34 protein-coding genes and 1 pseudogene are annotated in these 24,694 nt (G+C 40.7%); 24 read left to right on the forward strand and 11 right to left on the reverse strand.

Annotation, left to right across the window (positions count from 1 at the left end; genetic code table 11):
* Positions 1-443: 443 nt before the first annotated feature.
* From FNT16_RS13010 to FNT16_RS13040, 7 genes are all read left to right on the forward strand, one after another.
* Complete coding sequence (locus tag FNT16_RS13010; protein WP_143871985.1) at positions 444-992, forward strand: PepSY-like domain-containing protein; 549 nt, start codon at positions 444-446, stop codon at positions 990-992.
* A 219-nt stretch (positions 993-1,211) separates the two neighbouring features.
* Positions 1,212-1,793, forward strand: coding sequence for a hypothetical protein (locus tag FNT16_RS13015; RefSeq protein WP_143871986.1), 582 nt, complete (start codon positions 1,212-1,214; stop codon positions 1,791-1,793).
* A gap of 70 nt (positions 1,794-1,863) precedes the next feature.
* Positions 1,864-2,172: an IS66 family insertion sequence element accessory protein TnpA gene (tnpA, locus tag FNT16_RS13020; protein WP_143869686.1), complete on the forward strand. Its 309-nt coding sequence runs from the start codon at positions 1,864-1,866 to the stop codon at positions 2,170-2,172.
* Complete coding sequence (gene tnpB / locus FNT16_RS13025; protein WP_143869685.1) at positions 2,169-2,534, forward strand: IS66 family insertion sequence element accessory protein TnpB; 366 nt, start codon at positions 2,169-2,171, stop codon at positions 2,532-2,534. The genes tnpA and tnpB overlap by 4 nt, the downstream gene beginning before the upstream one ends.
* Before the next feature lie 35 nt (positions 2,535-2,569).
* Positions 2,570-4,141, forward strand: coding sequence for an IS66 family transposase (tnpC, locus tag FNT16_RS13030; protein ID WP_143869684.1), 1,572 nt, complete (start codon positions 2,570-2,572; stop codon positions 4,139-4,141).
* 135 nt (positions 4,142-4,276) lie between these two features.
* Positions 4,277-6,574: a YwqJ-related putative deaminase gene (locus FNT16_RS13035; protein ID WP_143871987.1), complete on the forward strand. Its 2,298-nt coding sequence runs from the start codon at positions 4,277-4,279 to the stop codon at positions 6,572-6,574.
* A gap of 2 nt (positions 6,575-6,576) precedes the next feature.
* A complete protein-coding gene (locus FNT16_RS13040) occupies positions 6,577-7,455 on the forward strand; it encodes a hypothetical protein (protein WP_143871988.1) in 879 nt (292 codons plus the stop codon).
* Here the strand turns inward: FNT16_RS13040 and nfi are convergent.
* On the reverse strand, positions 7,442-8,116 hold the full coding sequence (gene nfi / locus FNT16_RS13045; protein WP_143871989.1) for a deoxyribonuclease V: 675 nt from the start codon (positions 8,114-8,116) through the stop codon (positions 7,442-7,444). The two genes, FNT16_RS13040 and nfi, sit on opposite strands and share 14 nt — an antisense overlap.
* 177 nt (positions 8,117-8,293) lie before the next feature.
* On the opposite strand from nfi, the gene FNT16_RS13050 reads away from it, so the two are divergent.
* From FNT16_RS13050 to FNT16_RS13075, 6 genes are all read left to right on the forward strand, one after another.
* On the forward strand, positions 8,294-8,506 hold the full coding sequence (locus FNT16_RS13050) for a tyrosine-type recombinase/integrase (protein ID WP_143871990.1): 213 nt from the start codon (positions 8,294-8,296) through the stop codon (positions 8,504-8,506).
* Positions 8,507-8,547: 41 nt separating this feature from the next.
* Positions 8,548-8,868, forward strand: coding sequence for a type II toxin-antitoxin system RelE/ParE family toxin (locus tag FNT16_RS13055; protein WP_143871991.1), 321 nt, complete (start codon positions 8,548-8,550; stop codon positions 8,866-8,868).
* Positions 8,861-9,151, forward strand: coding sequence for a NadS family protein (gene nadS, locus FNT16_RS13060; RefSeq protein ID WP_143871992.1), 291 nt, complete (start codon positions 8,861-8,863; stop codon positions 9,149-9,151). The genes FNT16_RS13055 and nadS overlap by 8 nt, the downstream gene beginning before the upstream one ends.
* A gap of 520 nt (positions 9,152-9,671) precedes the next feature.
* Positions 9,672-11,036 carry a hypothetical protein gene (locus FNT16_RS13065; RefSeq protein WP_143871993.1) on the forward strand — a complete coding sequence of 455 codons (1,365 nt, stop codon included), beginning with the start codon at positions 9,672-9,674 and terminating at the stop codon, positions 11,034-11,036.
* Between the two features lie 124 nt (positions 11,037-11,160).
* A complete protein-coding gene (locus FNT16_RS13070; protein WP_143871994.1) occupies positions 11,161-11,652 on the forward strand; it encodes a hypothetical protein in 492 nt (163 codons plus the stop codon).
* 111 nt (positions 11,653-11,763) lie between these two features.
* On the forward strand, positions 11,764-12,192 hold the full coding sequence (locus FNT16_RS13075) for a hypothetical protein (protein WP_143871995.1): 429 nt from the start codon (positions 11,764-11,766) through the stop codon (positions 12,190-12,192).
* 337 nt (positions 12,193-12,529) lie between these two features.
* Here the strand turns inward: FNT16_RS13075 and FNT16_RS13080 are convergent, their stop codons facing one another.
* The 6 genes from FNT16_RS13080 to FNT16_RS13105 all read right to left on the reverse strand — a co-directional run bounded on the left by FNT16_RS13080 (position 12,530) and on the right by FNT16_RS13105 (position 15,297).
* Positions 12,530-12,871 carry a hypothetical protein gene (locus tag FNT16_RS13080; RefSeq protein ID WP_143871996.1) on the reverse strand — a complete coding sequence of 114 codons (342 nt, stop codon included), beginning with the start codon at positions 12,869-12,871 and terminating at the stop codon, positions 12,530-12,532.
* Positions 12,802-13,386, reverse strand: a complete 585-nt coding sequence (locus FNT16_RS13085; protein ID WP_143871997.1) for an ATP-binding protein — start codon at positions 13,384-13,386, stop codon at positions 12,802-12,804. The genes FNT16_RS13080 and FNT16_RS13085 overlap by 70 nt, the downstream gene beginning before the upstream one ends.
* Positions 13,379-14,053 (reverse strand): transposase family protein, encoded by a 675-nt coding sequence (locus FNT16_RS13090; RefSeq protein WP_143871998.1) that lies wholly within the window; start codon positions 14,051-14,053, stop codon positions 13,379-13,381. Before FNT16_RS13090 ends, FNT16_RS13085 begins: the two co-directional genes overlap by 8 nt.
* Positions 14,007-14,249 carry a hypothetical protein gene (locus FNT16_RS13095; protein ID WP_143871999.1) on the reverse strand — a complete coding sequence of 81 codons (243 nt, stop codon included), beginning with the start codon at positions 14,247-14,249 and terminating at the stop codon, positions 14,007-14,009. The genes FNT16_RS13090 and FNT16_RS13095 overlap by 47 nt, the downstream gene beginning before the upstream one ends.
* Positions 14,198-14,758, reverse strand: a complete 561-nt coding sequence (locus tag FNT16_RS13100; protein ID WP_143872000.1) for a hypothetical protein — start codon at positions 14,756-14,758, stop codon at positions 14,198-14,200. The genes FNT16_RS13095 and FNT16_RS13100 overlap by 52 nt, the downstream gene beginning before the upstream one ends.
* Before the next feature lie 107 nt (positions 14,759-14,865).
* Entirely contained in the window at positions 14,866-15,297 is a 432-nt protein-coding gene (locus FNT16_RS13105) for a DUF1949 domain-containing protein (RefSeq protein ID WP_143872001.1), read from the reverse strand.
* Between the two features lie 267 nt (positions 15,298-15,564).
* Between FNT16_RS13105 and FNT16_RS13110 the strand changes: the two genes are divergently transcribed.
* A complete protein-coding gene (locus tag FNT16_RS13110) occupies positions 15,565-16,104 on the forward strand; it encodes a hypothetical protein (RefSeq protein WP_143872002.1) in 540 nt (179 codons plus the stop codon).
* A gap of 36 nt (positions 16,105-16,140) precedes the next feature.
* A complete protein-coding gene (locus tag FNT16_RS13115) occupies positions 16,141-16,647 on the forward strand; it encodes a hypothetical protein (protein ID WP_143872003.1) in 507 nt (168 codons plus the stop codon).
* A gap of 838 nt (positions 16,648-17,485) precedes the next feature.
* Here FNT16_RS13115 and FNT16_RS20390 read toward each other — a convergent pair.
* Genes FNT16_RS20390 through FNT16_RS20395 form a run of 3 tightly spaced genes read right to left on the reverse strand, consistent with a single transcriptional unit; the run spans position 17,486 to position 18,202 of the window.
* Entirely contained in the window at positions 17,486-17,653 is a 168-nt protein-coding gene (locus FNT16_RS20390) for a hypothetical protein (protein ID WP_185976597.1), read from the reverse strand.
* A complete protein-coding gene (locus FNT16_RS13120) occupies positions 17,650-18,063 on the reverse strand; it encodes a hypothetical protein (RefSeq protein ID WP_143872004.1) in 414 nt (137 codons plus the stop codon). Before FNT16_RS13120 ends, FNT16_RS20390 begins: the two co-directional genes overlap by 4 nt.
* A complete protein-coding gene (locus FNT16_RS20395) occupies positions 18,020-18,202 on the reverse strand; it encodes a hypothetical protein (RefSeq protein ID WP_185976598.1) in 183 nt (60 codons plus the stop codon). Before FNT16_RS20395 ends, FNT16_RS13120 begins: the two co-directional genes overlap by 44 nt.
* A 65-nt stretch (positions 18,203-18,267) precedes the next feature.
* Between FNT16_RS20395 and FNT16_RS13125 the strand changes: the two are divergent.
* From FNT16_RS13125 to FNT16_RS13165, 9 genes and pseudogenes are all read left to right on the forward strand, one after another.
* Positions 18,268-18,531, forward strand: a pseudogene (locus FNT16_RS13125) (tyrosine-type recombinase/integrase); the annotation flags it as partial.
* 63 nt (positions 18,532-18,594) lie between these two features.
* Positions 18,595-18,867: a BrnT family toxin gene (locus FNT16_RS13130; protein ID WP_143872006.1), complete on the forward strand. Its 273-nt coding sequence runs from the start codon at positions 18,595-18,597 to the stop codon at positions 18,865-18,867.
* Positions 18,851-19,114, forward strand: coding sequence for a BrnA antitoxin family protein (locus FNT16_RS13135; protein WP_143872007.1), 264 nt, complete (start codon positions 18,851-18,853; stop codon positions 19,112-19,114). The genes FNT16_RS13130 and FNT16_RS13135 overlap by 17 nt, the downstream gene beginning before the upstream one ends.
* A 414-nt stretch (positions 19,115-19,528) precedes the next feature.
* Positions 19,529-20,869, forward strand: a complete 1,341-nt coding sequence (locus FNT16_RS13140; RefSeq protein ID WP_143872008.1) for a coiled-coil domain-containing protein — start codon at positions 19,529-19,531, stop codon at positions 20,867-20,869.
* Between the two features lie 3 nt (positions 20,870-20,872).
* Positions 20,873-21,307: a hypothetical protein gene (locus tag FNT16_RS13145; RefSeq protein ID WP_143872009.1), complete on the forward strand. Its 435-nt coding sequence runs from the start codon at positions 20,873-20,875 to the stop codon at positions 21,305-21,307.
* A gap of 51 nt (positions 21,308-21,358) precedes the next feature.
* Complete coding sequence (locus tag FNT16_RS13150) at positions 21,359-22,747, forward strand: hypothetical protein (protein ID WP_185976599.1); 1,389 nt, start codon at positions 21,359-21,361, stop codon at positions 22,745-22,747.
* On the forward strand, positions 22,747-23,406 hold the full coding sequence (locus tag FNT16_RS13155; protein WP_143872011.1) for a hypothetical protein: 660 nt from the start codon (positions 22,747-22,749) through the stop codon (positions 23,404-23,406). Before FNT16_RS13150 ends, FNT16_RS13155 begins: the two co-directional genes overlap by 1 nt.
* A 237-nt stretch (positions 23,407-23,643) precedes the next feature.
* The gene (locus FNT16_RS13160) at positions 23,644-23,856 is read left to right on the forward strand and encodes a hypothetical protein (RefSeq protein WP_143872012.1); all 213 of its coding nucleotides are present in this window, start codon (positions 23,644-23,646) and stop codon (positions 23,854-23,856) included.
* On the forward strand, positions 23,846-24,181 hold the full coding sequence (locus FNT16_RS13165; RefSeq protein ID WP_221935028.1) for a type II toxin-antitoxin system RelE/ParE family toxin: 336 nt from the start codon (positions 23,846-23,848) through the stop codon (positions 24,179-24,181). Before FNT16_RS13160 ends, FNT16_RS13165 begins: the two co-directional genes overlap by 11 nt.
* Before the next feature lie 86 nt (positions 24,182-24,267).
* On the opposite strand, the gene FNT16_RS13170 is transcribed toward FNT16_RS13165, so the two are convergent.
* Entirely contained in the window at positions 24,268-24,678 is a 411-nt protein-coding gene (locus FNT16_RS13170) for a hypothetical protein (protein WP_143872013.1), read from the reverse strand.
* Positions 24,679-24,694 lie beyond the last annotated feature (16 nt).

Raw genomic sequence — 24,694 nt, forward strand, 5'->3', positions numbered from 1 at the left:
GTAAGTCAAAGTGTTTCACATTGTGATTAAAAGATCAACATTTATGTTATAAAAAATGTTCATTTATTTTGATTTAGTATTAACAAGTGTTTTGTTTTTGTATTACCAATTGTGTGTGGTGATTTAATTTAGGCGATGTTAAATGATAGCTTATCTTTTATTTATTGCTGTATTTAGCGATATCATTGCTTTGACCTATTTATAGTGGCGCTTTTAGGTGTTTTTAGGCAGTGTTTGACTGCTTTTCAAGCGAGTTGAAGGGTGTGGTAATTTAAATGTATTGTAATACTTTACTAAGGCGAGAGGTAATTGCTGATGCAGGTTGGTTGAAAATTTTTAGGAGTTTGTTTCTGTTGGTTTTGTGATTTTTTGTAATACATTTTTGTTGGTTGACTTGTTAAATTTGTTTGTCAATAATGCTTTTTTATTTACCGGAGATGGATATGCGATTTACAACAATTGGCACGATTGTATTTTTAGCACTGGCAGTAAGTGCTTGTGGTAAAACAACTGAAGCGCCTCAAATACCAGAAACAAAACAAGAAGTGGGTAGCAGCTTGCATCAAAAATATAAATTAGAGCTTGATGAAATACCGAGCAAAGTGCTCGAAGCCATTAGAAACAAGCGGGCTGGATTTACTGTGCAAGAGGCTGAAAAAGAATTAAAACATGGCAAAACCTATATTGATGTAGAAGGTATTGACGATCAAGGTAACGAAATTGAATTTGATTTACTGCAAGTCGATGGCCAATGGGAAATCGTTGAAGTGCAGCGAGATTTAACACTTGAGCAATGCCCAGCGGGTGTTATCACGACATTTAAAAAACATGTGCCAGAGGTTTTACCTAAACGTATTATTGAAAGCGAACAGACAAACGGCGCAATAATTTACGAGTTTTATGTCGTGGATAAACAAGGCCAAGAGGCAAAATACGAAGTCAAACTAGAAAATGGCGAAACTGAGTTTTTAACCTCTGAATGGCAACATTAAATAGAATGCGTTTTATTCATTTAAATAGCTTAATAAAGTAACTACTAAACATACGAAAAGCGTCGTTTTGCAAAGATAGCAGGCGCTTTTTGCTTTTCTATTACCGCCCTTATTCGGATAGACCAATAGCCTCTTGTTAGTCTGCTCACCAAATAATAATATTCGGCAAAAACACCAAATACAACTGGTTATATTACTTATCAGGCCTTCCAAGGTGGTATGAAGTCTTATTCGTACAATGCCCAAGGGCAACTAGCGCGAACGGTTGAAAATATTATTCCTGACATGGGTAATACAATACCAATTGGCGTTAATGATCCAAATGCTACTTATTGGACAACAATTGACAAGGCTGTCGCCATTACTCGTGATTATAGTTACTCACACCATGGATGGTTGATTGAGGTGACAGGTTCATCGAAAACTTATTCACGAGAAAGATATTATTATCATATGGAACCAGGTCGGCCCAATGAATTTGGAGCTACAACTATCAGCAATGGTGGCCACTCTGGCAGTTTGTATGAGAAATACGAGTACAATTTTTTTGGACAGAAAACACTTGCAATTAAAAATGGTAGTGAAACGAGAACTACATATAACAGTAATGGCAGCATTAATCGCGAAACTATCGTCGATTCAGATGGAAGCTTAAGTGAAACAACCTACGGTCACGTAGGCGTTAGCAAGGATAATGAAATAGGGTACGACAAAGCGGGAAACCTACTTGGCTATCAATTCAGATATCACGACGGAAATAATGAACAGAAGTATCAATACAAAAATGTCGTAAGCGCCTAATGAACTAACGTTCTTACTTTCGAGATCTCAGAGCCGCATAATTTCCTCATCATTCACGCGAGGAAATAACATGCTCACCGCTAAACAAGAATACTGGCAAACACATATCGAACAATGGCAAGCATCAGGGCTTACTCAAGCGGCTTATTGTCGTCAGCATAATTTATGTCAAAACGGCTTAAGCTATCATAAGCATAAATTGGCTAACTTACCCAGCCATGTTAATTCCGTGACCAACGGATTTGCTCGTGTCCAAGTCATGGAAAGCTATACAACCAGTCAACCACTGAGCGTTCATCTGAATAACGGCCTCAAGGTCAGTGGTATTACACACCAAAACCTTGAGCTGGTTAAACAGTTGGCCCAGGTGTTGTCATGAACCAAGTGATGCGCCCCAACATCTCACTGACACAAGTCTACCTTTATTGTCAGCCCGTTGATTTTAGAAAATCCTTTCGCGGGTTATCTGCCATTATTGAATGTGAGCTTGGCCACAATCCATTTGAAGGTCACTTATACGCCTTCACCAATCGCCAGCGTAATAAAATAAAGTGCCTCTTTTGGGAAAACAACGGTTTCGTGCTCTATTACAAGAGTTTAGCCGAAGAAAAATTCCAGTGGCCACGCAACAATGAAGAGATGATAACTTTAACCGGACAGCAGATAAATTGGTTACTCGATGGCTATGATATTAGTGCTATGCAAGGCCATAAAAAACTTCATTATGAGGCTGTTTTTTAGGGCTTTTTGACGCTCACTTTGCTATAATACCCGCCATGAAAATGTCGCCCAAAGCTCAATCAAATCAAGCTTCTACATCTGTCGAAACTACGACTGAGATGGCAGCCTTGCTGTCTGAAAAAGACGACATTATCGACAAAAAATCAGAAGTGATTGCTTGGCAACAACAGCGTATCGCTTTGTTAGAAGAATACCTCAACCTTGCTAACCAAAAACGTTTTGGGTCTAGCAGTGAACAAACCACAGCTGAGCAAGGTAACTTGTTTAACGAAGCTGAAATCACCGCAGAGCCAGAGCAAGAAGAACTGCTTTTACCTGATACCGCTTCAAAAACCAAAACAGGGCGTAAACCTTTCTCTGATAAATTACCACGCGAACAAGTATTCGCTTATTTATCTGAAAAAGACAAAGCCGGTGCCATTGATACCTTCTTTGTAAAAGTCCGAGAAGAGCTAGACATCATCCCTGCTCAAGTGCGTGTGCTGGAATACATGCAAGAAAAAGCCGTGTTTAAAGATGAACAAGACAAGCGCATTATCAAAGCCGCTGAAGTCACATTACACCCTGTAGCCAAAGCGATGGGCAGTGTGAACTTAATGACCTACGTGATTGTGTCGAAATACGCGGATGGTATGCCACTGTATCGTTTAGAAAATATCATCCGCCGTTATGGTGGTGATATCTCAAGGGCGACCTTAGCGAATTGGGTTATCGCGTTGGCAAGGCAAGTTCAACCACTTATTCATTTACTCCGTGAGTATCAACATAACGGCCCACTGATAATGGCGGATGAAACTCGCATTCAGGTACTCAAAGAACCAGGCGCTTCCCCAACGGGTGATAAATACATGTGGGTCACTCTAGGCGGAGAGCCTAATCGACAATCAGTGCTGTTTGAATATGATCCTTCGCGTAGTCAGGAGGTACCCTTGCGCCTGCTGGATGGATTCACGGGAGGTTACCTGCAATCTGATGGATATGCTGGATATAATGCGGTCTGCAAAGAATATAAACTGACCTCATTAGGGTGTTGGGATCATGCAAGGCGTAAATTTAAAGAAGCTCAGATCGTGCAACCGAAAAGTAAAAAGACCAAAGTCAGTAAAGCGGATATGGCACTCAGCTATATCAACAAGTTGTATGTGATAGAGCGTAATATAAAATCATTGAGTGCTGATGGGAAATACCAAGCGCGTCAAGCGCAAAGCGTGCCTGTTCTGAACAAGTTGAAAAAGTGGTTAGACGTGCAGCGCCCCAAAGTAGTCAAAGACAGTTTAACGGGCACAGCAATGACTTACTTACACAACCAATGGGACAAATTAACGGTTTACTGTAAAGATGGCCGATTAAATATCAGCAATATCCTAGCAGAAAATGCGATCCGCCCGTTTGCTGTTGGCAGAAAAGCTTGGTTATTTGCAGATAGTCCCGCTGGTGCGCATGCGAGTGGAATACACTATAGCTTGATAGAAACGGCTAAGCTTAATGGACTTGAGCCGTATCACTATTTAAATGCGGTATTCAAAGCCTTACCATACGCAGATACGGTTGAAAAGTTAGAAAGGCTCCTGCCATGGAATTTTAAAGCCGAAAATAAAGAAAGCTAGCCCCGTAGGTTCATTGAGCGCTTACAAAATGTCTATGAATATAATCAAAAAGGTTATGAACAAGTTTCACAAATAGCCTCAAGAAAAGACTGGGATGATGGGGTATCTACCAACCAGTACAACCTTGCTGGAGAATTGAATGAAGTAGTATATGTTCAAGGCAATAGCAAAAACATAAAGCAGTTTTACAATAATAGTTCGGGCCAAATTTCTTCAAGCATCCATAAAATTTTATCAGGAACAGATAGTGGAAAGGTTACCTTTGACCATGCCTTTTATGCTAATGGACAATATTTGGGTTCGAAAAACTCTACATTTATACCATCGATTCACCCAGAACAAACTCGAAATATCGACAAGTACACAATCTCAGGTGGCGAAACTCTACAAAATATTGCGCAAATGATTTACGGTGATTCGTCACTTTGGTACCTAATAGCACACGAAAATGGACTATCAAAAGCGCCACTCGATGCTTTTAGTGCATCGGATGCGGGTACGCAACTGAGACTACCGCAAATTAACACAACAATTAAAAATTCATCAGACAACTTTAAGCCATACAACCCAGCAGAAGTTATAGGAGATGTGTCGCCTAGCCCAGTGCCGCCACCACCACCAAAATGTAATGCAATAGCTGGAATAGTTATGGTTGTGGTTGCAGTAGTGGTGACGGTATTTACCGCAGGCGCTGGCGCATTCGCGGTGGGTGGCTTCTACGGCGCTATGAGTGCGGGAGCAGGCGTATTAGCTGGTGGGTTTAGCACCGCTGCTTTTGCGGCAGGTGTCGTAGGCAGCCTAGCTTCACAGGCCGTTGGAAAAATGATGGGCGTAGTAGATGATATTAGCTTAAAAGATGCGTTTGTCAGTGGTGCAACAACTTGGGCTACCGCTGGTTTAGCTAAAGGTTTAGGAGTTGGCAAAGACGCCGTAAGTAAAAGCGACTGGTTTGTAAAACAGAGTGCAAATGGTAAAGGTATATTTAATGGTTATGGTATTGCAGCCCAAGCCGCGGGTAGTTACGGCGCAAATTATGCGGCCAATAAACTTGTTGGTAATAACAATGTTAGCTTTAGTTGGAAAGGTATGGCAGCGCAGGTTGCTGGCTCTGTGGCCGGTCATGGAGTGTCAAATAACGTTGATGTCGGAAATGGGTTGGTTAACGGAGGTATAAGTGGATTCGCCGCAGGCGCTACAACCGCAAAACTTGACCACCAGTGGAATGGCGGGCAAAATGCTAATTATGCTCAAGTTGCATTAAATGCCTTTGGCAATGCATTGGGGAACTCGATTGTTGAGAGGATGAAATCCCAACCTATCTCTCCAAAACTTGCAAATGTTACTGTTCCCGAAGGGGCTACTGCCGCTGAAACTTTGGCTATATATGAAAAAGAAGGCGTCATAGATGACCTTTCGGATGATCAATATCATGAGTTGGCAGTTGCAGCGAATAAAGAAGAAGGCATCTCAACAGGTTCAACTGCTAACGGTAATTCTAATCGAGTTGGACGAGTTACTGTGAACGGTGAAAGCTTCGGCAATGGCGGGTTTGATATAAGCAGAAAAGGACTTAAAGAGCTATATCAAGGCGGCATGCTTGACACCGTTGGCAATGTCGCTGGCGGTATGTATGACTCTGAAATTAGGGATATCATGGGAAGGGATGATTTTGGTTCATTTAGCCGAGAATTAAACTACGAGTTAGATAATGCATTTGGGCTAAATGAGTTAGCTGATGCGATGGGGTTTGCATCGGTCAGTAACATTTCAGGTGTATTTTATAAAGCAGCAAAAGCAGGGATAAAGGAAATATCGCCTGAACTTCAAGCTGTGTACAATCGTTCTAGAGCAACCATTCGGGCTCAAAATTTGAGAAATGGCGGTGCCAGTCCTTTTGTCCGAGATGTAATGCGTGGCGCTGATGAGCTAATCAAATCTAAAGATTTAAAAACCTTAAATCAATTACAAGCCTATGCAAAAGCTAGGGGGCCTAATGGTGTTATAAGTGAAGGCTTCACTAATTTACCAGCGAGTGTTAAGGATTTTGAAATTAAAGGGTTAATTAATCGTTTCGGAGAGAACAAAAGCCAATTTTCAATACCTGATCCTAACGCATATTTAGATGCTTTAGATGAAGCTTATGGAACAAAGAGTCCACTAAATACTGCAATGAGAGCTCGTATTTTGGAATATATTGGCGAGCCAGGAGCAAAAGTATTCGCACAACACCGAAATGGATTACCTGGATATCATGCTGAAGTAAGGGCTGCGAATGATTTACTGAATAAGCTACCAGCGAATACACCCGCATCTCAAATGAATATCGCAACCGCTAAGTTAGTACGAGGTACAGGTAATCATTTCCCAGCTTGTCTTAACTGTGGTGGCATTTTAGATGATTTTAATATCTTAACGAGTATTAGGAAGCAGTAATTATGGTGTTGCGTTTATCAAGTGAGAAATTGATACAGAAAAATCAATTGTTTTATTACCAAGACACTCTTTTTTCAGGCGTTATGTATGTAGTTGAAGGTCGTGAAGTTAAGGCGATTAAAGAACTTCAAAATGGGCGAGTTGTTGGGGATTTTAAAGATCCATATTTGCCTGAAAAAATGCCAGATTTGAGGCTGTTAGATGAAGTATTAAAAGGGGATTGGGATGAACCTATATGCTTACAAGGGAAACCTTTAACCGCAATTGTTTATACCTTTAATGACGGTTTTTGTGTGAGTCAAACTGAGCTTGATTTTGGTCAGCGCAGCAGTGAAACCGATTTTTTAAAAGATGGTACGCCTTATAGAATTACATATTTTGAAGATGAACTTGGTATTCAGCAATTTGAATGGACAGAAAAAGGCAAGCTCATTCACTATAGGGTAACATTATGGGGCAGTCTAGCGGAGCTTTCACTAAAGGGGGAAGAGGACGGTTCGCTACACTCTATAATCGTAAAAAACAATTTTTTTGAATTGATTAAGCCATATAAAAATTGGTTAATTGATAAAAGCTTTTCGGAAAAAGAGTATATGTCGACTTTAACCATTTCTAGGAATGTATATCTATCTGGCAACAGTGTAAGTTTAGATATCCTAATTTCTATTTTTGAAAATGGTGGTTTTAGGGAATGTTCACAAGTCTATGTTTCTCATGATATGAGCATAGACATGGATCTCATAAAGTTTTTGACTCAATTAAATTTAAATAGACTGGACTTCACCGAGCAAAACTATCCCAATGACACATTACTGCAGTTATACACCTCCAACGCACCAACATGTGAAGTTTATATTGGCAATCAACTTATTGCGTCTTAAGTACTGTATTCACTAATTGATCTGCTTGCCGTGTCGTTTCAGGCAAGCGATATTTTGGTGCCAGCTTTAAAACCCACTCACAAGCGCTTTTAAGGGATATTTTGTGGCCAATTGATACAAATACTGGTTTTACATTGTTTTGTGTTCTCAAAACATTACCAATAACCTCATTGTCATGTAAAAGAGGTGTGTGATCCCCTCTTAAATTTCCGACTGAGCAATATTCACCTAGTAATTTAGTCTTCCCACAGCCTATTGTTGGTATATTGAAAATAATCCCTAAGTGACAGGCGAGCCCAAATCTTCTGGGGTGGGCATATCCTTGGCCATCACAGATAATAAGATCTGGTCGCGTCTTGATTGATTCCAAGGCTTTGAGTAAAGGTGGTAATTCACGGAACGAAAACAATCCTGGAATATACGGAAAAGTCGCCTTTTCTTTGATTGTTACGCTTTCAATTACTTTTAATGTTGCAGACTCGAGTACAACCACCGCAGCTATTAACTCATCAGTTTCTTTTGAATAAGCGACATCGACGCCAGCCACTAGTTGAATATTTGAAAATGAGTCGGTACAAATTACTTGATGCGCTAATTTGTATTGTAACTCTTGAGCTTGAGTTATAGAAATGTCCCAAGCATGCTCAAACTGAATTTTCACTAATTATTTACCTGCTGTATCACCGCATCTAGGGCATGTTTATCTTTGTTTAATAAATGGGCGGCATAACGACTAAGGTATAATGGTTTCGCCAAAAAACAAAACACCAATGAGCCGTTATGCCTAGAACTATGTTAACAGATAAAGCTTGGTTAAAGCTAATTACTGCGCCATAGCATGGCCACCTTAATGCTAGAAAACGGCGCAGACATCCGCTTTATCCAAGCCATGTTAGGCCATGCAGAATTAAGCACCACAGAAATTTATACACAAGTGAGCATAAACAAACTCAAAGAAATCCACCAACAAACCCACCCCGCAAAAGCCAAGGCGCAACAACAACGGGCACTGGCAGAATTACTGCAAACGATAGAAGATAACGATGAATAACAAGTTGAATAAATACGCCATTGGCGTATTATAAAGGCAATATGGTTATAATAGAAACGGCCGTATTCACCAAAATCATAAAAACCTTAATGACAGATGATGAATACAAAAACTTACAAGAAGCCCTAATCACTAGGCCAGATAGAGGGGCGATAATAAAAAATAGCAACGGGATCAGAAAAATCCGCTGGACACTTGAAGGTAGTGGAAAAAGTGGAGGCGTACGGGTTATCTATTATTGGATGACTGAAGATGAGCAGATATACATGCTGTACGCGTACCCAAAAAGTGCACAAGAAAATTTAACCGATGCCCAATTAAAAGTCATGAAACAGATAGTAGAGGGGTGGACACATGAATGATGAAATGTTTAAAGAGCTTGTTCAGAGCATGGAGCAAGCAGGCGACATAATGAAAGGTAAGGCTAAGCCATCACGTGTGACCGTGTTTGCAGAGCCTGAAGTTAAAGCCATAAGAGCGAAAACAGGTTTAAGCCAAAGTCGCTTTGCAGACATAGTAGGTGTTAGCAAACGAACGCTAGAAAACTGGGAACAAGGTCGCAGGCATCCAACAGGGCCAGCAAGAGCATTACTGAAAATACTGGATGCTGATCCACAATATGCACTAAAAGCATTGCATGGATAATTGAAACACAAACATTGTCGGCAAGCTCAGAGAAGAAAAAGGCAGCTTGCTCACCTTAAAGCGCAGTCACAGGCCTTGCAACAAAAGCCCCAGTAAACATAAGCACTAAACCAGCAAGGCCAGCGCCCACGCTTAAAGGCTCACTGCGGTTTTTTATTTACCAAACCCCACATCTCCAGTCGCAAGCTCCTTCCAATGCGCCTTCTGTTGCTTCGCAGTCCTGCTACGCAACGCCAGGCACCCTTCGCCATCCATGGCTACGGTGTTCACAGGGCAGAAGTAAACTTCTGCTGAGCCCTGTTTACCCCTAAGCTTAGGGCTTAACCGGCTTCAGGCAATCAAGCCCTTCGGGTTAACATAATTTACATTATGTATAAATTGCCTAAAGCCTACAAAGCTGGTGCAAGCGCCAACACTTTATAACCGCCACTAAGAAAAAAAGTGCATCTAGGGCAAAAAAGTAAGATACTGCAAAAATGAATCAGATATCCGCTCACAACAACCTGAAAAAAAAGGGAAAATGCCTCTATGCGTAGGACTGCATGGCGGGGTGCCTGCCTTTGGCAATGCATTGGGGAATAGTATTGTTGAGGGGATGAAATCGGATAGTAGTAGCAAGGCTGCTGCAAAAATCCAAGAAATCCAAAATAGTAATACTGATGACACAACGAAAAAACTAGCCATTCAAAAAGTTTATGAAGAAGAAGGTGTATCATTTGGGAATATATCAGATGACACTGGCTCGTCAGGCGGAAGCGGTAAGCGTGGATTTAGTGGTATTCACGGTGCTTACGACAATGATGGGCACGTTCACTTCACCCGATATGAAAATGGCAATGCGATGAATGATACATTTAGTGGGCTGCTAGATGGCACATTTAAAAGAGCTAAATTCATTCACAGTAATTTTCTAAATTGGGCGGGTAATGACTTATCGACAAGTGGTTCAGCGCTAGGATTTAGCTCAATGATGTACAACCATAGAATCGACACCCAGCGACAAGCTTTAGCAATGAGCTCTGCCGAGCGCCAAGCTATTTATGAAAGTAGAATGCGCAGAATCGATTTGGGAAGGTCCACAAATAGCTGGGATGTAGGTAATACATCCACTTGGACTGGTTCAATGAAATACGCGATGACGGGTGCCAATGGTGCACTGTCAGATGATTTTATGACGGCTGTTCATACTGGTTTAGACTACGCAAATAAAGCTGCAATGGTAATTGGTGGTTTAGGTCTTGGTGTGGGTTTAGGTATTGGACTGGCATCGTTAACGAGAGCAGCGTTACCAACCATAGGACGTGGTTTTGTCTCAATGGGGCGTGCGAGTCTGCAAACTACTGATGATGTAGCTTTACGTGCTTCTGCTTATGGGCAAAGCGCTTTGCGACAAGTTCGCCCTGTAACTAACTTAGGGTTTGAAATGGGCGCTCGCTCGGCTGTTCATTTAGGGCGAGTTGAATATACAGGCTTTGCTGGAACTTTAAATTCTACTTTAGGTAGGATCGCGGGTTCTACAGGATTCCAAGGTGCAATGCAATCGGGTACGATAAATGGGTTTACAAACGGTATCGCAGAATATGCTTTTAAAGGCTCTGAAGCTAATGTTTTAGGCGCTTTTGTAAACGGATTTATTGGTGGAGGAGTTGGGTATGGGGTCGCACAAAAAGTGATTTCTGGCGCTAGAGGCTTTGTTGGTGGTGCTGTTGGTAGTGGGCTGGCCGAGTGGTTAGGGCAAGATTCTTTCTCCGCTCAAGATATTCTAATTTCTTCTACGGTTGGAGGGGGTGCCGGATTAGGATTTTCTAAAGTGTTTAGAAATATGCCTATGGTTTTACCTACTTCAACTCGCTCTTTGTATGATAGCTCGATTGATTCATTTTAAGGGAACTATAGCAGTAACCACTTTAAAGATTGGTACAGCAAATAATGCACAATAATCGTTTAATCAACAAAGTTGAATTTAAATTGGCTCGGATGCCATTGTTAAATGCGATTCTGGATGGCAGTTGGGTTATTCATTATTACTTGGCCTAATTGTTTATGGCTTATTTAGAGACGGTCTATCAGGGTCAGTGCTAGTTCCGATTGGTATTTTAGTATTTTATCTTGCCTTATCATTTAAGCGTTACCTCGAAGGAGGGGCGGTTTGGATAACTCTGAGTGAAGCTGGCATTACTTTACCAACTGGTTACCAGTATCCATGGGAAGAGGTGCAAAGTGTTCAATTATTGGAATTGAAACCGAGTGTGTATGGAGCTGCCACACCTGGCTTTCAAATTAACTTCACTGACGGTAAAGAATATAAAATCACTCAGCGAGTTGATGATTATACTGGGTTGTATAAGCAGTTGTTTGAAAGAAATATAGTTGGTACGGCTGCTCCACTGCCTGTTTATGAAGTTGATAAACTAGCTGGAGGAGCTGCCGAATTGCTGTCCAAACCAAAGTATATTTTTTATCCGAAAGAAAATAAAAATGTCTCAGTGAAAGTTAAGTAACGCTTTTGGCAATGCGTTGGGCAATAGCATTGTTGAGGGGATGAAGTCCCAACCTATCTCTCCAAAACTTGCAAATGTTACTGTTCCCGAAGGGCTACTGCCGCTGAAACTTTGGCAATATATGAGAAAGAAGGTGTCATAGACGACCTTTCAGATGATCAATATCATGAACTGGCAGTTGCAGCGAATAAAGAAGAAGGCATCTCAACAGGTTCAACTGCCAACGGCAATTCTAATCGAGTTGGTCTAGTTACAGTAAACGGTGAAAGTTTCGGCAATGGCGGGTTTGATATAAGCAGAAAAGGACTTAAAGAGCTATATCAAGGCGGCATGCTTGACACCGTTGGCAATGTCGCTGGCGGTATGTATGACTCTGAAATTAGGGATATCATGGGAAGGGATGATTTTGGTTCATTTAGCCGAGAGTTAAACTACGAGTTAGATAATGCATTTGGGCTAAATGAGCTTTCAAGCGCAATGGGATTAGCTCAAATTAGCGGTATTTCTGGGGTGTTTTATCGTGACCTTACGACAACATAGCGCAAATAATTAAAAACCATTTGGCATACTTGATTGTAGCGTACTTTTTTCCCATCATACTTTCGGCCAAATTGTTCATCATACGATCGGCTAAAAAATGCGCTACTTTACCGCACTGCCATCATAATAATTTTCAACTCAGCCAAATTGCTGTCATAGTTTGAACCGAATTGCTGTCGAACATCTTGTGAATAAAGGCTTTAGCTGAGTTTTTGGCACAAAAAAAGGGCTTTCGCCCCAGTGTATTTTCTGCTTAAATGCTCGCGAAGCGAGCATTTAAACGCCCTGTTTTCTCGATCGGTCAATCACAAAACAAGGTTAAAGTTAACCACAGATATTAAGTCACCTGTTGTTTGATTAGTTGCTCGTGGCTACGCCAGTGCGGCTGCACGAGCACTTGATTAACATGGGTTATGGTGACCGTTTTTTGAGTCTCTCGTGCAGCTTCTATCAAACTGGCTAAACACAAGTTTCGACATAATCTCAAATTCCCCTCACTTGAACGAATAATTAACGCCATCGCATTTTCATCAAAGGTGCTTATGCCCATTTTGGCTTGCTCAAGCTCACGAATGATAAAGGCTTGTAAGTCATCATCATTGAGCGGTTTTATATGCGCTGAATAGGTGATCCGGCTTTTAATATCTTGATTGGCAGTGAGCGATAACGCATGCAACAATTCAGGTTGACCAAACAACACCAAGTTATGATTTTTTGGGGGGCGATTTTTGCTCCTGCAAAATCGACATTCACCACATCCATGTGGCTCAAACGTTCAAACAACAAACGCAATTTACGCAACGCTGCAATTTCCAATAAATGCGCTTCATCGATTAATATGTATAAAGTTTTATGTGCTTTCACTTGGCTAAAAGCGGCATTAATCAATTCTTTTTCAATGGTTTTATCGGTGCAATCTAACTTAAATGCATCCGCTAACTGTCGAACAATTTGCCGGTAAGTATGCATGGTTCTTGAACAAGACACCACGGTTGACTCACGTGTTGTATCCAGCTTTTCAATATGCTCACGCAATACAGTTTTGCCCACGCCAGGCTGGCCTAACACCACAGAAAACCCACCTTGTTTGGCATGAATTTGAATGATGTCAAAAATGCTTTGTTGTTGTTTTAATAATTGATTTGGCTCACGTTTAAATGGCACATCTCGAATACCCCAAATTGCATTAATCATGTTTAAACTCCCTTGCCAATTGTGCGTTTAAATACAGGTTTAATGGCATTGCATCGCCCATGCGTTGGTCTTTGTAATAGACAATAAATCTATCTCTGACAGAGCGGTCATAACGAACTTGCACAGTTTTACCGCGTAAATCGACAGGGCATTCAAATTTATTGCTGTTAATAGAAAACACATTCACTTTAGACACCTTGCGTTCTTCTTCAATAAAAAACACCTCCTCAGTAAACTCATTGTTGGGTAAATATTGAATGCGCCGGTAATCTAAATTAAACCTGTCTAGCGGCGTCATTTGGATGGCCGAATGCAACTTAGAATTGTATTCATCTTCCACCCAAGCTTGCGCTAACTGGTTTAACGTCTCAAGCGATGAAAACTCAGTATGCATGACTAAAAACCTATCCCTAAATCCACGAAAGAAGCGCTCAATGACGTGAAAGGATTCACTAATGCCGTGAGCGCATGGATGCGCAGGAACGGCCTTCCCTTTGGCTGCGCCATCCCTAACGGGTGCGTGAGACAAACGAATATCCAATCGCACACAAGCTTGTAAAATCTCCTTCGCGGTGTAATTTGCACCGTTATCAAAATACAACCGCTCAGGTTTACCGCGTTTATACAAGGCGGTTCTCGCCGATTTTTGCTCCTGCAAAATCGGCATTTCTAACATCCATGTCAGTCAAAGCATTAATCATATTCTGCGTATCATCACGGTAGAAGAATTCAGCATGGGTGATTAAGCGCGAAGCATCATCAATAAAAGCAATGAAAAAGGTTTTTTTATATTTGCCGTCGGGCTGTTTAATCACAGGCCCATGCATGGTGGTCGTTCCTGCGCATCCATGCGCCCACGACATTCGTATATCCTATACATCTCTCCCTGCCAAAGTTCATTCGCATGCAACATCGCAAATGCCATTCTCAGCTTGTTGGTGGACTCTAAATCCAACAACTCATGCTCACGCACAAAACGGTAAAAAGTGGTGGGGGCTAATTGTGCACGGGTAAAATAATTACGCGCCAATAACACGCGATAAATGGCACTTTTAGGCACAACACCCACCTTGTTGGCTGATAAACTTGGTAAAACTTCACTCAATGCTTCAGCAAGCTCAGCCACTTGCACTTTACGTTGCGCGTTTTTATCCGCTCGGGTCTTCTTCTCAAGCGTAGTAATGCCATATTTTTTATAACGGTAAACCCAAGTGCTAATGGTGCGCCAAGTAAACTTAAACACATGATTAGATTGGTGGCAGGTAAAGGATTGTTGGCTAACCTGTTTAATGCGCTCACGCACCGTTGCACCTTGCGCTGCATCAACGGCAGCGAGTACACGTAAACGCACTTCTAACGAAGGAATGGGCATAAAAAATCTCCTAAAATGAACAAAATTAATAAAGCTTCAGGAGATTAAAACAACGCAAAAAAGCCCTAAATGACAAAATCGGTTGCAGTAAAAAACAAGATAAAAATTCAACAAAATCTGCAATTTAAACCAGCTTGAATCGATGAGATATTGGTAAAGCGCTGAGCAAAACTTGCCAAGGTCGACAACAAAACCGCCAAACGAGTGGAGCGAAAATTTAGATAACCAGTATCTAACAAGTTCAAATTCAAACGGGCTAACCAACTACGAAATAACCCCAATTGAGCATATAAAGCACTAAGCCAACGATAGGCTTGCCGGTGTGAAAAATGACAATGTCCAATGGCCGAATAATAAGCTTGTTCAACGGTTGCCCCTTGCAGCAATGACAAAACAAATGCCCAAATCACACTAAAAGAATAACGACGGTTAGGGATGAAATCAGACAAGTACAAAGCCAAAGTGCGGCCGCAACCTGATTTACCATAACGGTTGGCACATAAAATACGTTTGCCAACCTTTACGATAAATAAAACCATGAGACACCCAACTGTTAGAGCAAGCACAATGCTGGCAAGTTTGATTAGAATTTAAGCTATCTAAAGAACGAGTGAAAATATCTAACTCAAAAAGTGAAGAAAAAAATCGCTGCATGAAAATTAACCATTTTAGTAAAAGTTAAAATTCTACACAGAAATTCTGTTTCCCAAATTACCATAATAATCATGAATTTAAAGTTGATGATAATTTGGTAAAAAATCGCGGGATCGTTCGATAGAAGTGAGGTAAATTACAGTTTAACCAGTATGGGATATGATGGTCTTGATAGGCTTATATACACGTATGGCGGCTACGGCAGCGGCTCTAGCGAAATAGAATATGACGGTTTTGGTAATATCACTTATTACAAAAGCAAGAATCGAGAGTTAGATTATACATATGATTATGCAAATAATAGACTTTCTAGTGTTTCCGGTGTCAGTGGACGTTATAGCTCTATAGGCTATGATACACGCGGTAACATTACCAATAATGGCGCTTATTCACTGAACTTCAACGCTGCAAATCAATTAGCTTCTGCGAATGGCAATAGCTATTTGTACGATGGACACAACCGTCGAGTAAAGCAGGTAGAAGGCAGTGATACAACCTACTCAATGTATAGCTTTGATGGTCAGTTACTATATCGAACTAAAAGTACAACTTCGGGTGATGGTGTAAGTTATGTATATTTAGGCAATAAGCTTATTTCCAAATACGGTGATTTGTCTTTCCAAACGAGTGGTAACTCCCGTCAGCATTTTAGGCCTTATGGCCCCCTGTGTCAGGATAGATGTCGCCTCTAACTTTAATTAGAGGCAAATAAAAATGAGATGATTTTGATGAACTACATATCAGATATAGAGCGTAAACTTGGCGATTGGAGAAAACTCCCAGATAACCCATTTCACCAAGAATTGGATTATGCTGTTTTCTCATCTTCGAATGATCAACTTGTCGATGAAGTTTTGTATGAAGCTATTTTTGAATTGAATGAGGCGCTAGGTAATGACGAATTAGTGTTTAAAGCATTTATCGACGTTAATGACAAGAAACCTGATTTACTCGTTCAAAATCAGAAGAATTGGAGCAGTTTTGATAAGTTTCAAGAGTTAAACCTTGTCTACGAAGGCTTTTATACATCAGGTGACAAATTAAATTGGCTTGGAATTTATCACCCAGATGACTACTTTGTTGTTGGAGCACCAAAATATGTACTGGAAAAGTTATGTCTAAATGTATACGGTCACTTAGACTGGAAAAAAGAAATTTCTAATAAATATGAAAGTGGGCAGCTAGAAATATACAGTGAAGATTTTGAAGAGCTGAAAAAATCGCTTCTTCTGTAATCTTTTTGATTATTACGCTCAAGCATTTAATCCAAAGCTCCGCATTCTGAAGTGAAACTAAATAACTGGATTATCCAATTATAAGGACTCACCTCACACGCGGGGCTTTTTAATTTAAGTAAGTAAATGTAGCGTACTTTTTTCCCATCATACTTTCGGCCAAATTGTTCATCATACGATCGTTTAAAAAACACACTACTTTCCCGCACTGCCATCATAACAATTTTCAACTCAGCCAAATTGCTGTCATAGTTTGAACCGAATTGCTATCGAACATATTGTGAATAAAGGCTTTAGCTGAGTTTTTGACACAAAAAAAGGGCTTTCGCTCCAGTGTATTTTCTGCTTAAATGCTCGCGTAGCGAGCATTTAAAAGCCCTGTTTTCTCGATCGCTAAATCACAAAACAAGGTTAAAGTTAAACGCTGATATTAAGTTACCTGTTGCTTTATTAATTGCTCGTGGCTACGCCAGTGCGGCTGCACGAGCACTTGATTAACATGGGTTATGGTGACCGTTTTTTGAGTCTCTTGTAGTTTACAAAAATAACGTCATACTTTTTACCAAGCAAAATATCGTAAGATTTGGCCAAAATATGACGTTTTTACCACGCTAATATCGAACGATTTTTCGGCGTTACCAAATTCATACCGTACAATTTACCAACTCCAATCATACTCTTTCCTAAACTGAATCATACTCTTAACCAATTTGTTGTCGTATTGGATGGAGCTGGCAATTTTCCAAATAAGGTCAAATTACCACCTCGATAAAACGGAAAACGCCCGAGTATTTAACTCAGGCGTTGGGCGTATGATGATTCGGCATATTAGGTTTAACTATTCATTTTTCTGCCCATTTTCTTCGAGTTTTAAACGACTACGATGATGTTGACGTATTTCCTCACCGTAATGCGCGATTAGCATTTCGCGGATATCATCCAAGAACTGTATGATCGACTCGGCGTCTTCAGCACTTAGGTATTGAGTTGTTTGCAATATTTTCATGATGCCACCTGTTGCTTAATCAATTCTTCATGGCTGCGCCAATGTGGTTGAATCAGTACATTGTTCACATGGCTGATGGTGACCATCTTTTTGGCCTCGCGACAGGCTTCAATCAAACTGGCATAACAAAGATTACGGCATAAACGTAAGTTACCATTTGCCGAGCGCAGTATGACCTCAATGGCAGCAGAGTCAAAGGTGTTTATGCCCATTGTGGCTTGCTCAAGTTCACGAATGATAAAGGCTTGTAAGTCATCATCATTGAGAGGTTTTATATGCGCTGAATAGGTAATCCGGCTTTTAATATCTTGATTGGCAGTGAGCGATAATGCATGCAATAGCTCAGGTTGAGCTAATAAAACTAAGTTATGATTTTTTGGGGGCGATTTTTGCTCCTGCAAAATCGACATTTACCACATCCATGTGGCTCAAACGTTCAAACAATAAACGGAGTTTACGTAGTGCGGCTATTTCCAATAAATGCGCTTCATCGATTAATATGTATAAAGTTTTATGCGCTTTCACTTGGCTAAAAGCGGCATTAATCAATTCTTTTTCAATGGTTTTATCGGTGCAATCTAACTTAAATGCATCAGTAATCCCAATATGTTGAAAAATCGGGCATTCCCAAACAAGGCAGCTGCCATTTATTCAGGCATACAATGACCACACTGATGTTAGAAAATGGCGCAGACATTCGCTTTATCCAAGCCATGCTAGGTCATGCAGAGCTGAGCACCACAGAGATATATACGCAAGTGAGCATCAAAGCTTTAAAAGATGTTCACACACGCTGCCATCCCGCCAAACTGAAAAAAGCCTCAGAAGGTGGGGATATGGCTGAATTACAGCAAATGTTAGAGGATGAAGAAGATTAAAAATGACAAATCACACAAAAGCTACTAGAATTGTAAATACAAATGTATGTACAGGTTGTGACAATGCAGTTTGAATGGGATGAGAATAAAAACGCAATAAACATTCAAAAGCATGGTATCGACTTTAATGACGTTTTAGACATGTTTAACCACCCAATGGTTATTCAGCAAGACACACGATTTGCATACTATGAAGACAGATGGATAGGAATAGGTTGGTTGCGCTATCAAATAGGTGTTGTGGTATACACAGAACGAGAAGGCGATACCATTAGGATAATCTCAGCTCGATTGGCGACAAAGCAAGAGGTGAAACGCTATGAACAAAGTCTCTAAAACCGATTGGAAAAGACTGGCAGAAATGTCGGATGAAGATATAGACACAAGTGATATTCCAGAGTTAGGTAATGATTTTTTTAATCACGCACAGCTTAGAATGCCTGCAAAAAAATCAGTAACTTTAAGGTTAGATGAAGATGTACTGGAATTTTTAAAATCTGAAGGACAGGGCTATCAAACACGTATCAACAAGCTTCTAAGAAACTATATGGACGTGCAATTACACCGAGTACACCATAAATGACAAAAGCTGTCGGCAAGCTCCCAGAAACAAAAAGGCAGCTTGCTCACCTTAAAGTGCAGTCACAGGCCTTGCAACAAAAGCCCCAGTAAACATAAGCACTAAACCAGCAAGGCCAGCGCCCACGCTTAAAGGCTCACTGCGGGTTTTTTATTTACCAAACCCCACATCTCCAGTCGCAAGCTCCTTACAATGCGCCTTTTGTAGCTTCGCAGTCCGCTAGCGCCCTGTAATTTACATAATGTATAAATTACCTAAAGCCTACAAAGCTGGCGCAAGCGCCAACACTTTATAACCCCCAACCCCAAGGGGCAATAGACGGGTAAATGGCTATGTTGGCCTAGCGGCCAGCTCAGCCATTTACCCGCCATTAAGAAAAAAAGTGCATCTAGGGCTAAAAAGTAAGATACTGCACAAATGAACCAGATATCTGCTCACAACAACCTGAAAATAAAAGGGAAAATGCCTCTATCTGTAAGACTGCATGGCGGGGTGATTGCTTTTGGCAATGCGTTGGGGAATAGCATTGTTGAGGGGATGAAGTCCGCACCAAAAACACCAGATCCAAAAATTGATTTATCTAAGTTAGAAAAGTCAGTAAATGACAAATTGAATCAAGCAGTCAACGAAATAGCAGCTAAAACTTCAGCTGATCTTGATGCAGCAGCCACTCAAAAATTAGAAGAAAAGTCTCAACAGCAACGTGAGGTATCTGATGCAAAAGAAGAAGCTAAGCTAATAGCTAGACAAGAGAAGCTGGCTGCTTATCGAGCAAATGCAGTAACTAGAAATGCAGCTTTAGCCGATGATTTGTATAGTAAGCAGTCCTCAACATATGAACATCAAAAAAATGTAGCATATGAAGAAACTCAGCGAAAATTCCGTGAACTGGGTGGTAGTGATTCTAGCTACATAGAGGTTAATTTAGCGGATGGAGGCGATTTTCCTTCCATGACGTTAGATCCTGTTAGAAATGGAGCTGGGGTTGCTGGGCCTTGGTCATTGGGTTATTTAAACTCATCGAATAATGCTAGCCCGGTTACAAATTCATTTGGCTTCCCTGGCCCATGGGAAATTCATACTTCACTTGGTCCGTGGAAAAGTGGCTATGTTTCTTCATATCAAGCCCCTGCTCAATTAAATCTAATTGGAACAGGGTGGATGACTCCATATAATGAATTGATGACTAAGGCTTCTCCGTATCTGGCATTTGCTGAACACATTCCTAGTTTTAGTTTCTCAAATAAGTTTGGTCTTAATCCGAATACTTTTAGTTTGAGCAGTGCATCTAATTCTTGGCAAATTAAAACATATTGGGCAAACAACGCTAGCAATGGTTGGACTAGGCCATTTTCAATCGCAAGCCCTGATTTGGTTCCTTACAGTGAAGCGACAAATAGCCGAACGTTGGTAAGTTATAACCAAGGGCGTAGTGCATTGCATACCGCCGGAGTATGGGGTGGGCGAGCTTTGGGTGGAGTCGGTGTTGGATTTTCAATTTATGACACACATGCAAATATCACCAATGAAGTACGTTCAACGGGTAGTGTTAGTGGGACCACTTTAGGGTATAACGGTGCCAAATTGGCCACCGATATCGCCATGACTTATATCGGTGTATTTGGCGGCCCTATTGGGGCTGTTGTATCTATCGGTTATTTTGCTGCGACCAATTTTGGTGGCGATAGTTGGATAAACCCATGGGATAGCGAAACGTTAAAACCGTACGAGCCCCGTTTAGGGACAATAGATAGGTAAATAATGATTCGATTATTAGACTTAATGTTTTATGTTGGATATTTGCGCATAAAAAAAAATGAGAATAAGTATGCATCTTCAACTCTGATTGCACACATTACTTTGATCGGCATGGGGGTGCATGGTCTTCTTTTTTTTAATGGGTCATTTAGTTTAATAGGGGTCGTTATGGATGTTCCTATGGCTGACATATTTATGGGGGGAAACATATTTGGTGTTCCGAACGTCTTTTTAAGCGCAATTGCGACCATGATTGCTTATTACTTTTATAGTGTAAGAAACAAGCGTTATTTGAAATATCCGCAGATGTACCCTGAAATAAACGAAAAAAATCTAGATAAATATGACCAAAAATATTTGGTCACACCCGCAGTAATTGGGATACTAGTTCTTTTTGCAGGTATATTTTTGCCGTTCATACTTCATAGAGGTGTTTAAGTAATTACATTGTAAAGCCCATGGATGTTAGATTTCTAGTCCATCCACTGATTGAAGTTCTATAAATCAATCGGTTATGATTTTGGCAATGCGTTGGGGAATAGCATTGTTGAGGGGATGAGTGCTAAACCAACTTCTAAAACTCAAGCTAAAAAGACTGCTGACGAAGCATACACAAATGCGATTCAATCGGGTGCTTCAGAAAAAGAGGCAACCTATGCCGCCGCTAAGGCGGTTGCTAAAGAAAACGGTGGCACAATTTCGAATGGCGGTTCAGGTGGCAACAGTAACTCAGGCGGTTCGGGATCGTCAGGTAGCGGCCCTAAATTAAACGGAAGTATTGTTGGAATTGATGAAACCAAAGGGTTTTATTTATCCAATGGATCAGACAATGCCTTTTTCAACTACGGTGATGGTGTGCTTAACCATGTGACTGATTTCTTGAAAGGCAGTCCTGCAGCAGGACTTGCCTATAAATTTGCGTTTACTAGTGTTCAAGGCAATCAAAGAATTGAAGCGTCCTATCAAGCAGGCATAGCCAGAGGAATTCATAACTACAACGTCGGCAAAGCTAACCGGGTTACTACAGGCAATATCATTGATATGAATGATTCTGCTACACGAATGGCCTTTGCACGAAATGAAGGGACGAAAACAACACGCGAGTTGCAAGCCGTTTCGTTACAGTTAGTTGGTGGAATTGCAACACTACCGAGTTTGGTGACGGGCATTGGTGCTTTAGGAAACTTGGCGCTTCGTGGAATGGTCAATTTGGTACCTCAAGTCGGGCATGGGCTAATGACATTGGGCAGAGCCAGCGTAAATCTTGCCGATGATATGGTTTTACATGCAGGCACTTACGCAAGAAGCGCGATTTGGCAGGCTAATCCATTGAGCTTGGCTCAAACAGAAATAACAAAAGTTGCATTGAGAAAGGTTGCGTTACAAGCAGGTCAAAATGCAAGGGTTGGATTAACAGGTACTGCTGGATCACTCAATACCCAACTTGGAAACTTGGCTATAAATAAAACATTCCAATCGGTTATTCAACAAGGTGGTGTTAATGGTGCAACAAACCTAGCCGCAGATTTGGCTTTTAACGGAGTTGATGGCTCAAATCCGTTTAAGTCATTTACAACGGGTTTTATAGGTGGGGCTGCTTTTGGAAGGGTTAGAAATACAGTTCTAGCCGGAATGGGAACTAGTTTAGCGACTGAATTTTTAGATCAAAGATGGGAGCAATCAATGGGAAGAGAAGAAATTAATTATGACCATTTAATTTTAGCTACGTTTGCTGGCGGGGCTGCAGGTTTTGGATTAAATAAATATTTTTCTTCTTCAAATTGGGTACCCAAGAATTTTGGAGCTTTTGCTGATGAAAGTTTTGATAGTTTCATTGGAAATTATGGCAACAATGTGTTTTCAAATTGGTCATTTTGATGTTCACAAATAACCGTATCGGCACGTCAGCACTAAGTGAAAATGCTCAATTGAATATATATAAACATTACAAGTTTAGTTGGTGGCAATGTTTTGTCAGTTCTTGGATGGATTACATTAACTATAGTTTTTGGATTGCTTTAGCGTTGTTTTCAGCATTTCCTGTGTTAGAGATAGAATTTGTTTTAGGCGCGCTTGGTTTTCTTGGTGTTTTTGTTGTATTACGAACAAAAGACTGGCTCGAAAGTGGTCAGGTGTTGTTGGCTACAAGTGATACCTGCATCCGGCTAAACAACGGAAAAGACTACGATTGGCATGAGGTGGCTTCGGTTGAGATTCCGCCTCTACCCGTTAGCCCATATGGAATGCCTGTTCCTAAATATCGAATCCATTTTAAAGATGGCCGTAGCTTTCCGATAGACCAACGACTTGAAAAATACACGGGTTTATATCATGAGTTATACAAACGTAAGATAAGCGGAGCTGAAAAGCCATTACCCATGTATGAGGTTGAGCTTCAGAACGGTATGGCTCCAGGCGGATTAAAACCTAAACCGGTTGCTATCTATTATCCCGATAAAAACATTGAAGTCCCAACAGAACCCAAAAATAGTGCAAATGTACGCCGCAAGAGAAGGAAACCAGCGTCAAGAAAATAAAGTGCATCTAGGGCTAAAAAGTAAGATACTGCACAAATGAACCAGATATCTGCTCACAACAACCTGAAAATAATAGGGAAAATGCCTCTATGTGTAGGACTGCATGGCGGGGTGCCTTTGGCAATAGTATTGAATTCAGTCTAGGTAGTCTTTTTTAACAAGATGATGATAAAATCGGTTAAAATACGTACGCGTATTATAGCTCTGTTTATCTCAATAGAAGTGGAGAAAGTCAAAATGAAAACGACAGATTATGCCCAAGCGTTACATAAAGAAATCGATCAAACCCCAGCAGAGCACCTAGCTGCTTTGTTAAATATAGTTCATACCTTTAGAGAAAGTGTGAGTTTAAAATCACCACTTGCTAGCGTAGAGAAAGGATTGCAAGAGGCGTTAGCGGGCGAAGGTGAAGATATCAGTACCTTGTGGGATGGTATTGATGTCGACTAAAGTTGAGTTTGCGCCTGAATTTAAAAGAAACGTTAGACAGCTTGCTAAAAAATATAGAAGTATCCAAAAAGACCTGACACCACTATTTACCACATTGGCTGAAGGCGAAACGCCAGGAGAGCAAATAGCCGGTGTTGGCGCTTCACTATACAAGGTTAGAGTCAAAAATAACGACAGTAACCGAGGTAAAAGCGGTGGTTATAGAGTTATTTATTATATAAAAACAACAGAGCGCATCACGTTATTGACGGTCTACAGCAAAAGCGAACAAGCGGATGCATCAATTAAAGACCTCAGAGCATTGGTCGAAAAATATCAGCTTTAGAAAGACAATTGAACAGCACAATAGCCAGCCAGAAACAAAAAGGCAGCTTACTCACCTTAAAGCGTAGTCACAGGCCTTGCAAATTTTTACTGCGTAACGTTTGATATTGCAATATCAAAATATTTTTTAACACTGGTGTTTACGTCATTGACTAGTTTTTGGTAACAAATACCGGGAAATGCAAAAGTATGGCTTGAAAAAGATAACATAACAGTGGGTGCGTTCGGGTCGCTATCGTCATATAACCATTCGCCGCCAATATGTTTACGAAAGGTTTCCCCCATATATGCACCTAGCATGTTGCAGATGACAAAAATAAAATCTTGTTTACGCTCTTTCTCATCTTTTAATTTAGCAATGCTCCATAAAATAATTTTATCTATTTGAGCAATGCTTTCGATGCTGTAATCCAAAGTCAAGGCATATTCATCGCGAATATAATTGACTGCATCAGTTGCAGATTCTTCCATTAATAATGTGATTTCAGCTTGATTCATATGCTATGCATGCCTT

It is taken from the genome of Catenovulum sediminis, assembly GCF_007289895.1.
Classification (GTDB): Bacteria; Pseudomonadota; Gammaproteobacteria; order Enterobacterales; family Alteromonadaceae; genus Catenovulum; species Catenovulum sediminis.

Bases quoted from the DNA above. Each gene is read 5' to 3' on its own strand.
- FNT16_RS13010 (WP_143871985.1), top strand. From the start codon at position 444: ATGCGATTTACAACAATTGGCACGATTGTATTTTTAGCACTGGCAGTA.
- FNT16_RS13015 (WP_143871986.1), top strand. From the start codon at position 1,212: ATGAAGTCTTATTCGTACAATGCCCAAGGGCAACTAGCGCGAACGGTT.
- tnpA (WP_143869686.1), top strand. From the start codon at position 1,864: ATGCTCACCGCTAAACAAGAATACTGGCAAACACATATCGAACAATGG.
- tnpB (WP_143869685.1), top strand. From the start codon at position 2,169: ATGAACCAAGTGATGCGCCCCAACATCTCACTGACACAAGTCTACCTT.
- tnpC (WP_143869684.1), top strand. From the start codon at position 2,570: ATGAAAATGTCGCCCAAAGCTCAATCAAATCAAGCTTCTACATCTGTC.
- FNT16_RS13040 (WP_143871988.1), top strand. From the start codon at position 6,577: ATGGTGTTGCGTTTATCAAGTGAGAAATTGATACAGAAAAATCAATTG.
- FNT16_RS13050 (WP_143871990.1), top strand. From the start codon at position 8,294: ATGGCCACCTTAATGCTAGAAAACGGCGCAGACATCCGCTTTATCCAA.
- FNT16_RS13055 (WP_143871991.1), top strand. From the start codon at position 8,548: ATGGTTATAATAGAAACGGCCGTATTCACCAAAATCATAAAAACCTTA.
- nadS (WP_143871992.1), top strand. From the start codon at position 8,861: ATGAATGATGAAATGTTTAAAGAGCTTGTTCAGAGCATGGAGCAAGCA.
- FNT16_RS13065 (WP_143871993.1), top strand. From the start codon at position 9,672: ATGCCTCTATGCGTAGGACTGCATGGCGGGGTGCCTGCCTTTGGCAAT.
- FNT16_RS13085 (WP_143871997.1), bottom strand. From the start codon at position 13,386: ATGATTAATGCAATTTGGGGTATTCGAGATGTGCCATTTAAACGTGAG.
- FNT16_RS13090 (WP_143871998.1), bottom strand. From the start codon at position 14,053: ATGCCGATTTTGCAGGAGCAAAAATCGGCGAGAACCGCCTTGTATAAA.
- FNT16_RS13095 (WP_143871999.1), bottom strand. From the start codon at position 14,249: ATGTCGTGGGCGCATGGATGCGCAGGAACGACCACCATGCATGGGCCT.
- FNT16_RS13100 (WP_143872000.1), bottom strand. From the start codon at position 14,758: ATGCCCATTCCTTCGTTAGAAGTGCGTTTACGTGTACTCGCTGCCGTT.
- FNT16_RS13105 (WP_143872001.1), bottom strand. From the start codon at position 15,297: ATGGTTTTATTTATCGTAAAGGTTGGCAAACGTATTTTATGTGCCAAC.
- FNT16_RS13110 (WP_143872002.1), top strand. From the start codon at position 15,565: ATGGGATATGATGGTCTTGATAGGCTTATATACACGTATGGCGGCTAC.
- FNT16_RS13115 (WP_143872003.1), top strand. From the start codon at position 16,141: ATGAACTACATATCAGATATAGAGCGTAAACTTGGCGATTGGAGAAAA.
- FNT16_RS20390 (WP_185976597.1), bottom strand. From the start codon at position 17,653: ATGAAAATATTGCAAACAACTCAATACCTAAGTGCTGAAGACGCCGAG.
- FNT16_RS13120 (WP_143872004.1), bottom strand. From the start codon at position 18,063: ATGTCGATTTTGCAGGAGCAAAAATCGCCCCCAAAAAATCATAACTTA.
- FNT16_RS13130 (WP_143872006.1), top strand. From the start codon at position 18,595: ATGCAGTTTGAATGGGATGAGAATAAAAACGCAATAAACATTCAAAAG.
- FNT16_RS13135 (WP_143872007.1), top strand. From the start codon at position 18,851: ATGAACAAAGTCTCTAAAACCGATTGGAAAAGACTGGCAGAAATGTCG.
- FNT16_RS13140 (WP_143872008.1), top strand. From the start codon at position 19,529: ATGAACCAGATATCTGCTCACAACAACCTGAAAATAAAAGGGAAAATG.
- FNT16_RS13145 (WP_143872009.1), top strand. From the start codon at position 20,873: ATGATTCGATTATTAGACTTAATGTTTTATGTTGGATATTTGCGCATA.
- FNT16_RS13155 (WP_143872011.1), top strand. From the start codon at position 22,747: ATGTTCACAAATAACCGTATCGGCACGTCAGCACTAAGTGAAAATGCT.
- FNT16_RS13160 (WP_143872012.1), top strand. From the start codon at position 23,644: ATGAAAACGACAGATTATGCCCAAGCGTTACATAAAGAAATCGATCAA.
- FNT16_RS13165 (WP_221935028.1), top strand. From the start codon at position 23,846: ATGTCGACTAAAGTTGAGTTTGCGCCTGAATTTAAAAGAAACGTTAGA.
- FNT16_RS13170 (WP_143872013.1), bottom strand. From the start codon at position 24,678: ATGAATCAAGCTGAAATCACATTATTAATGGAAGAATCTGCAACTGAT.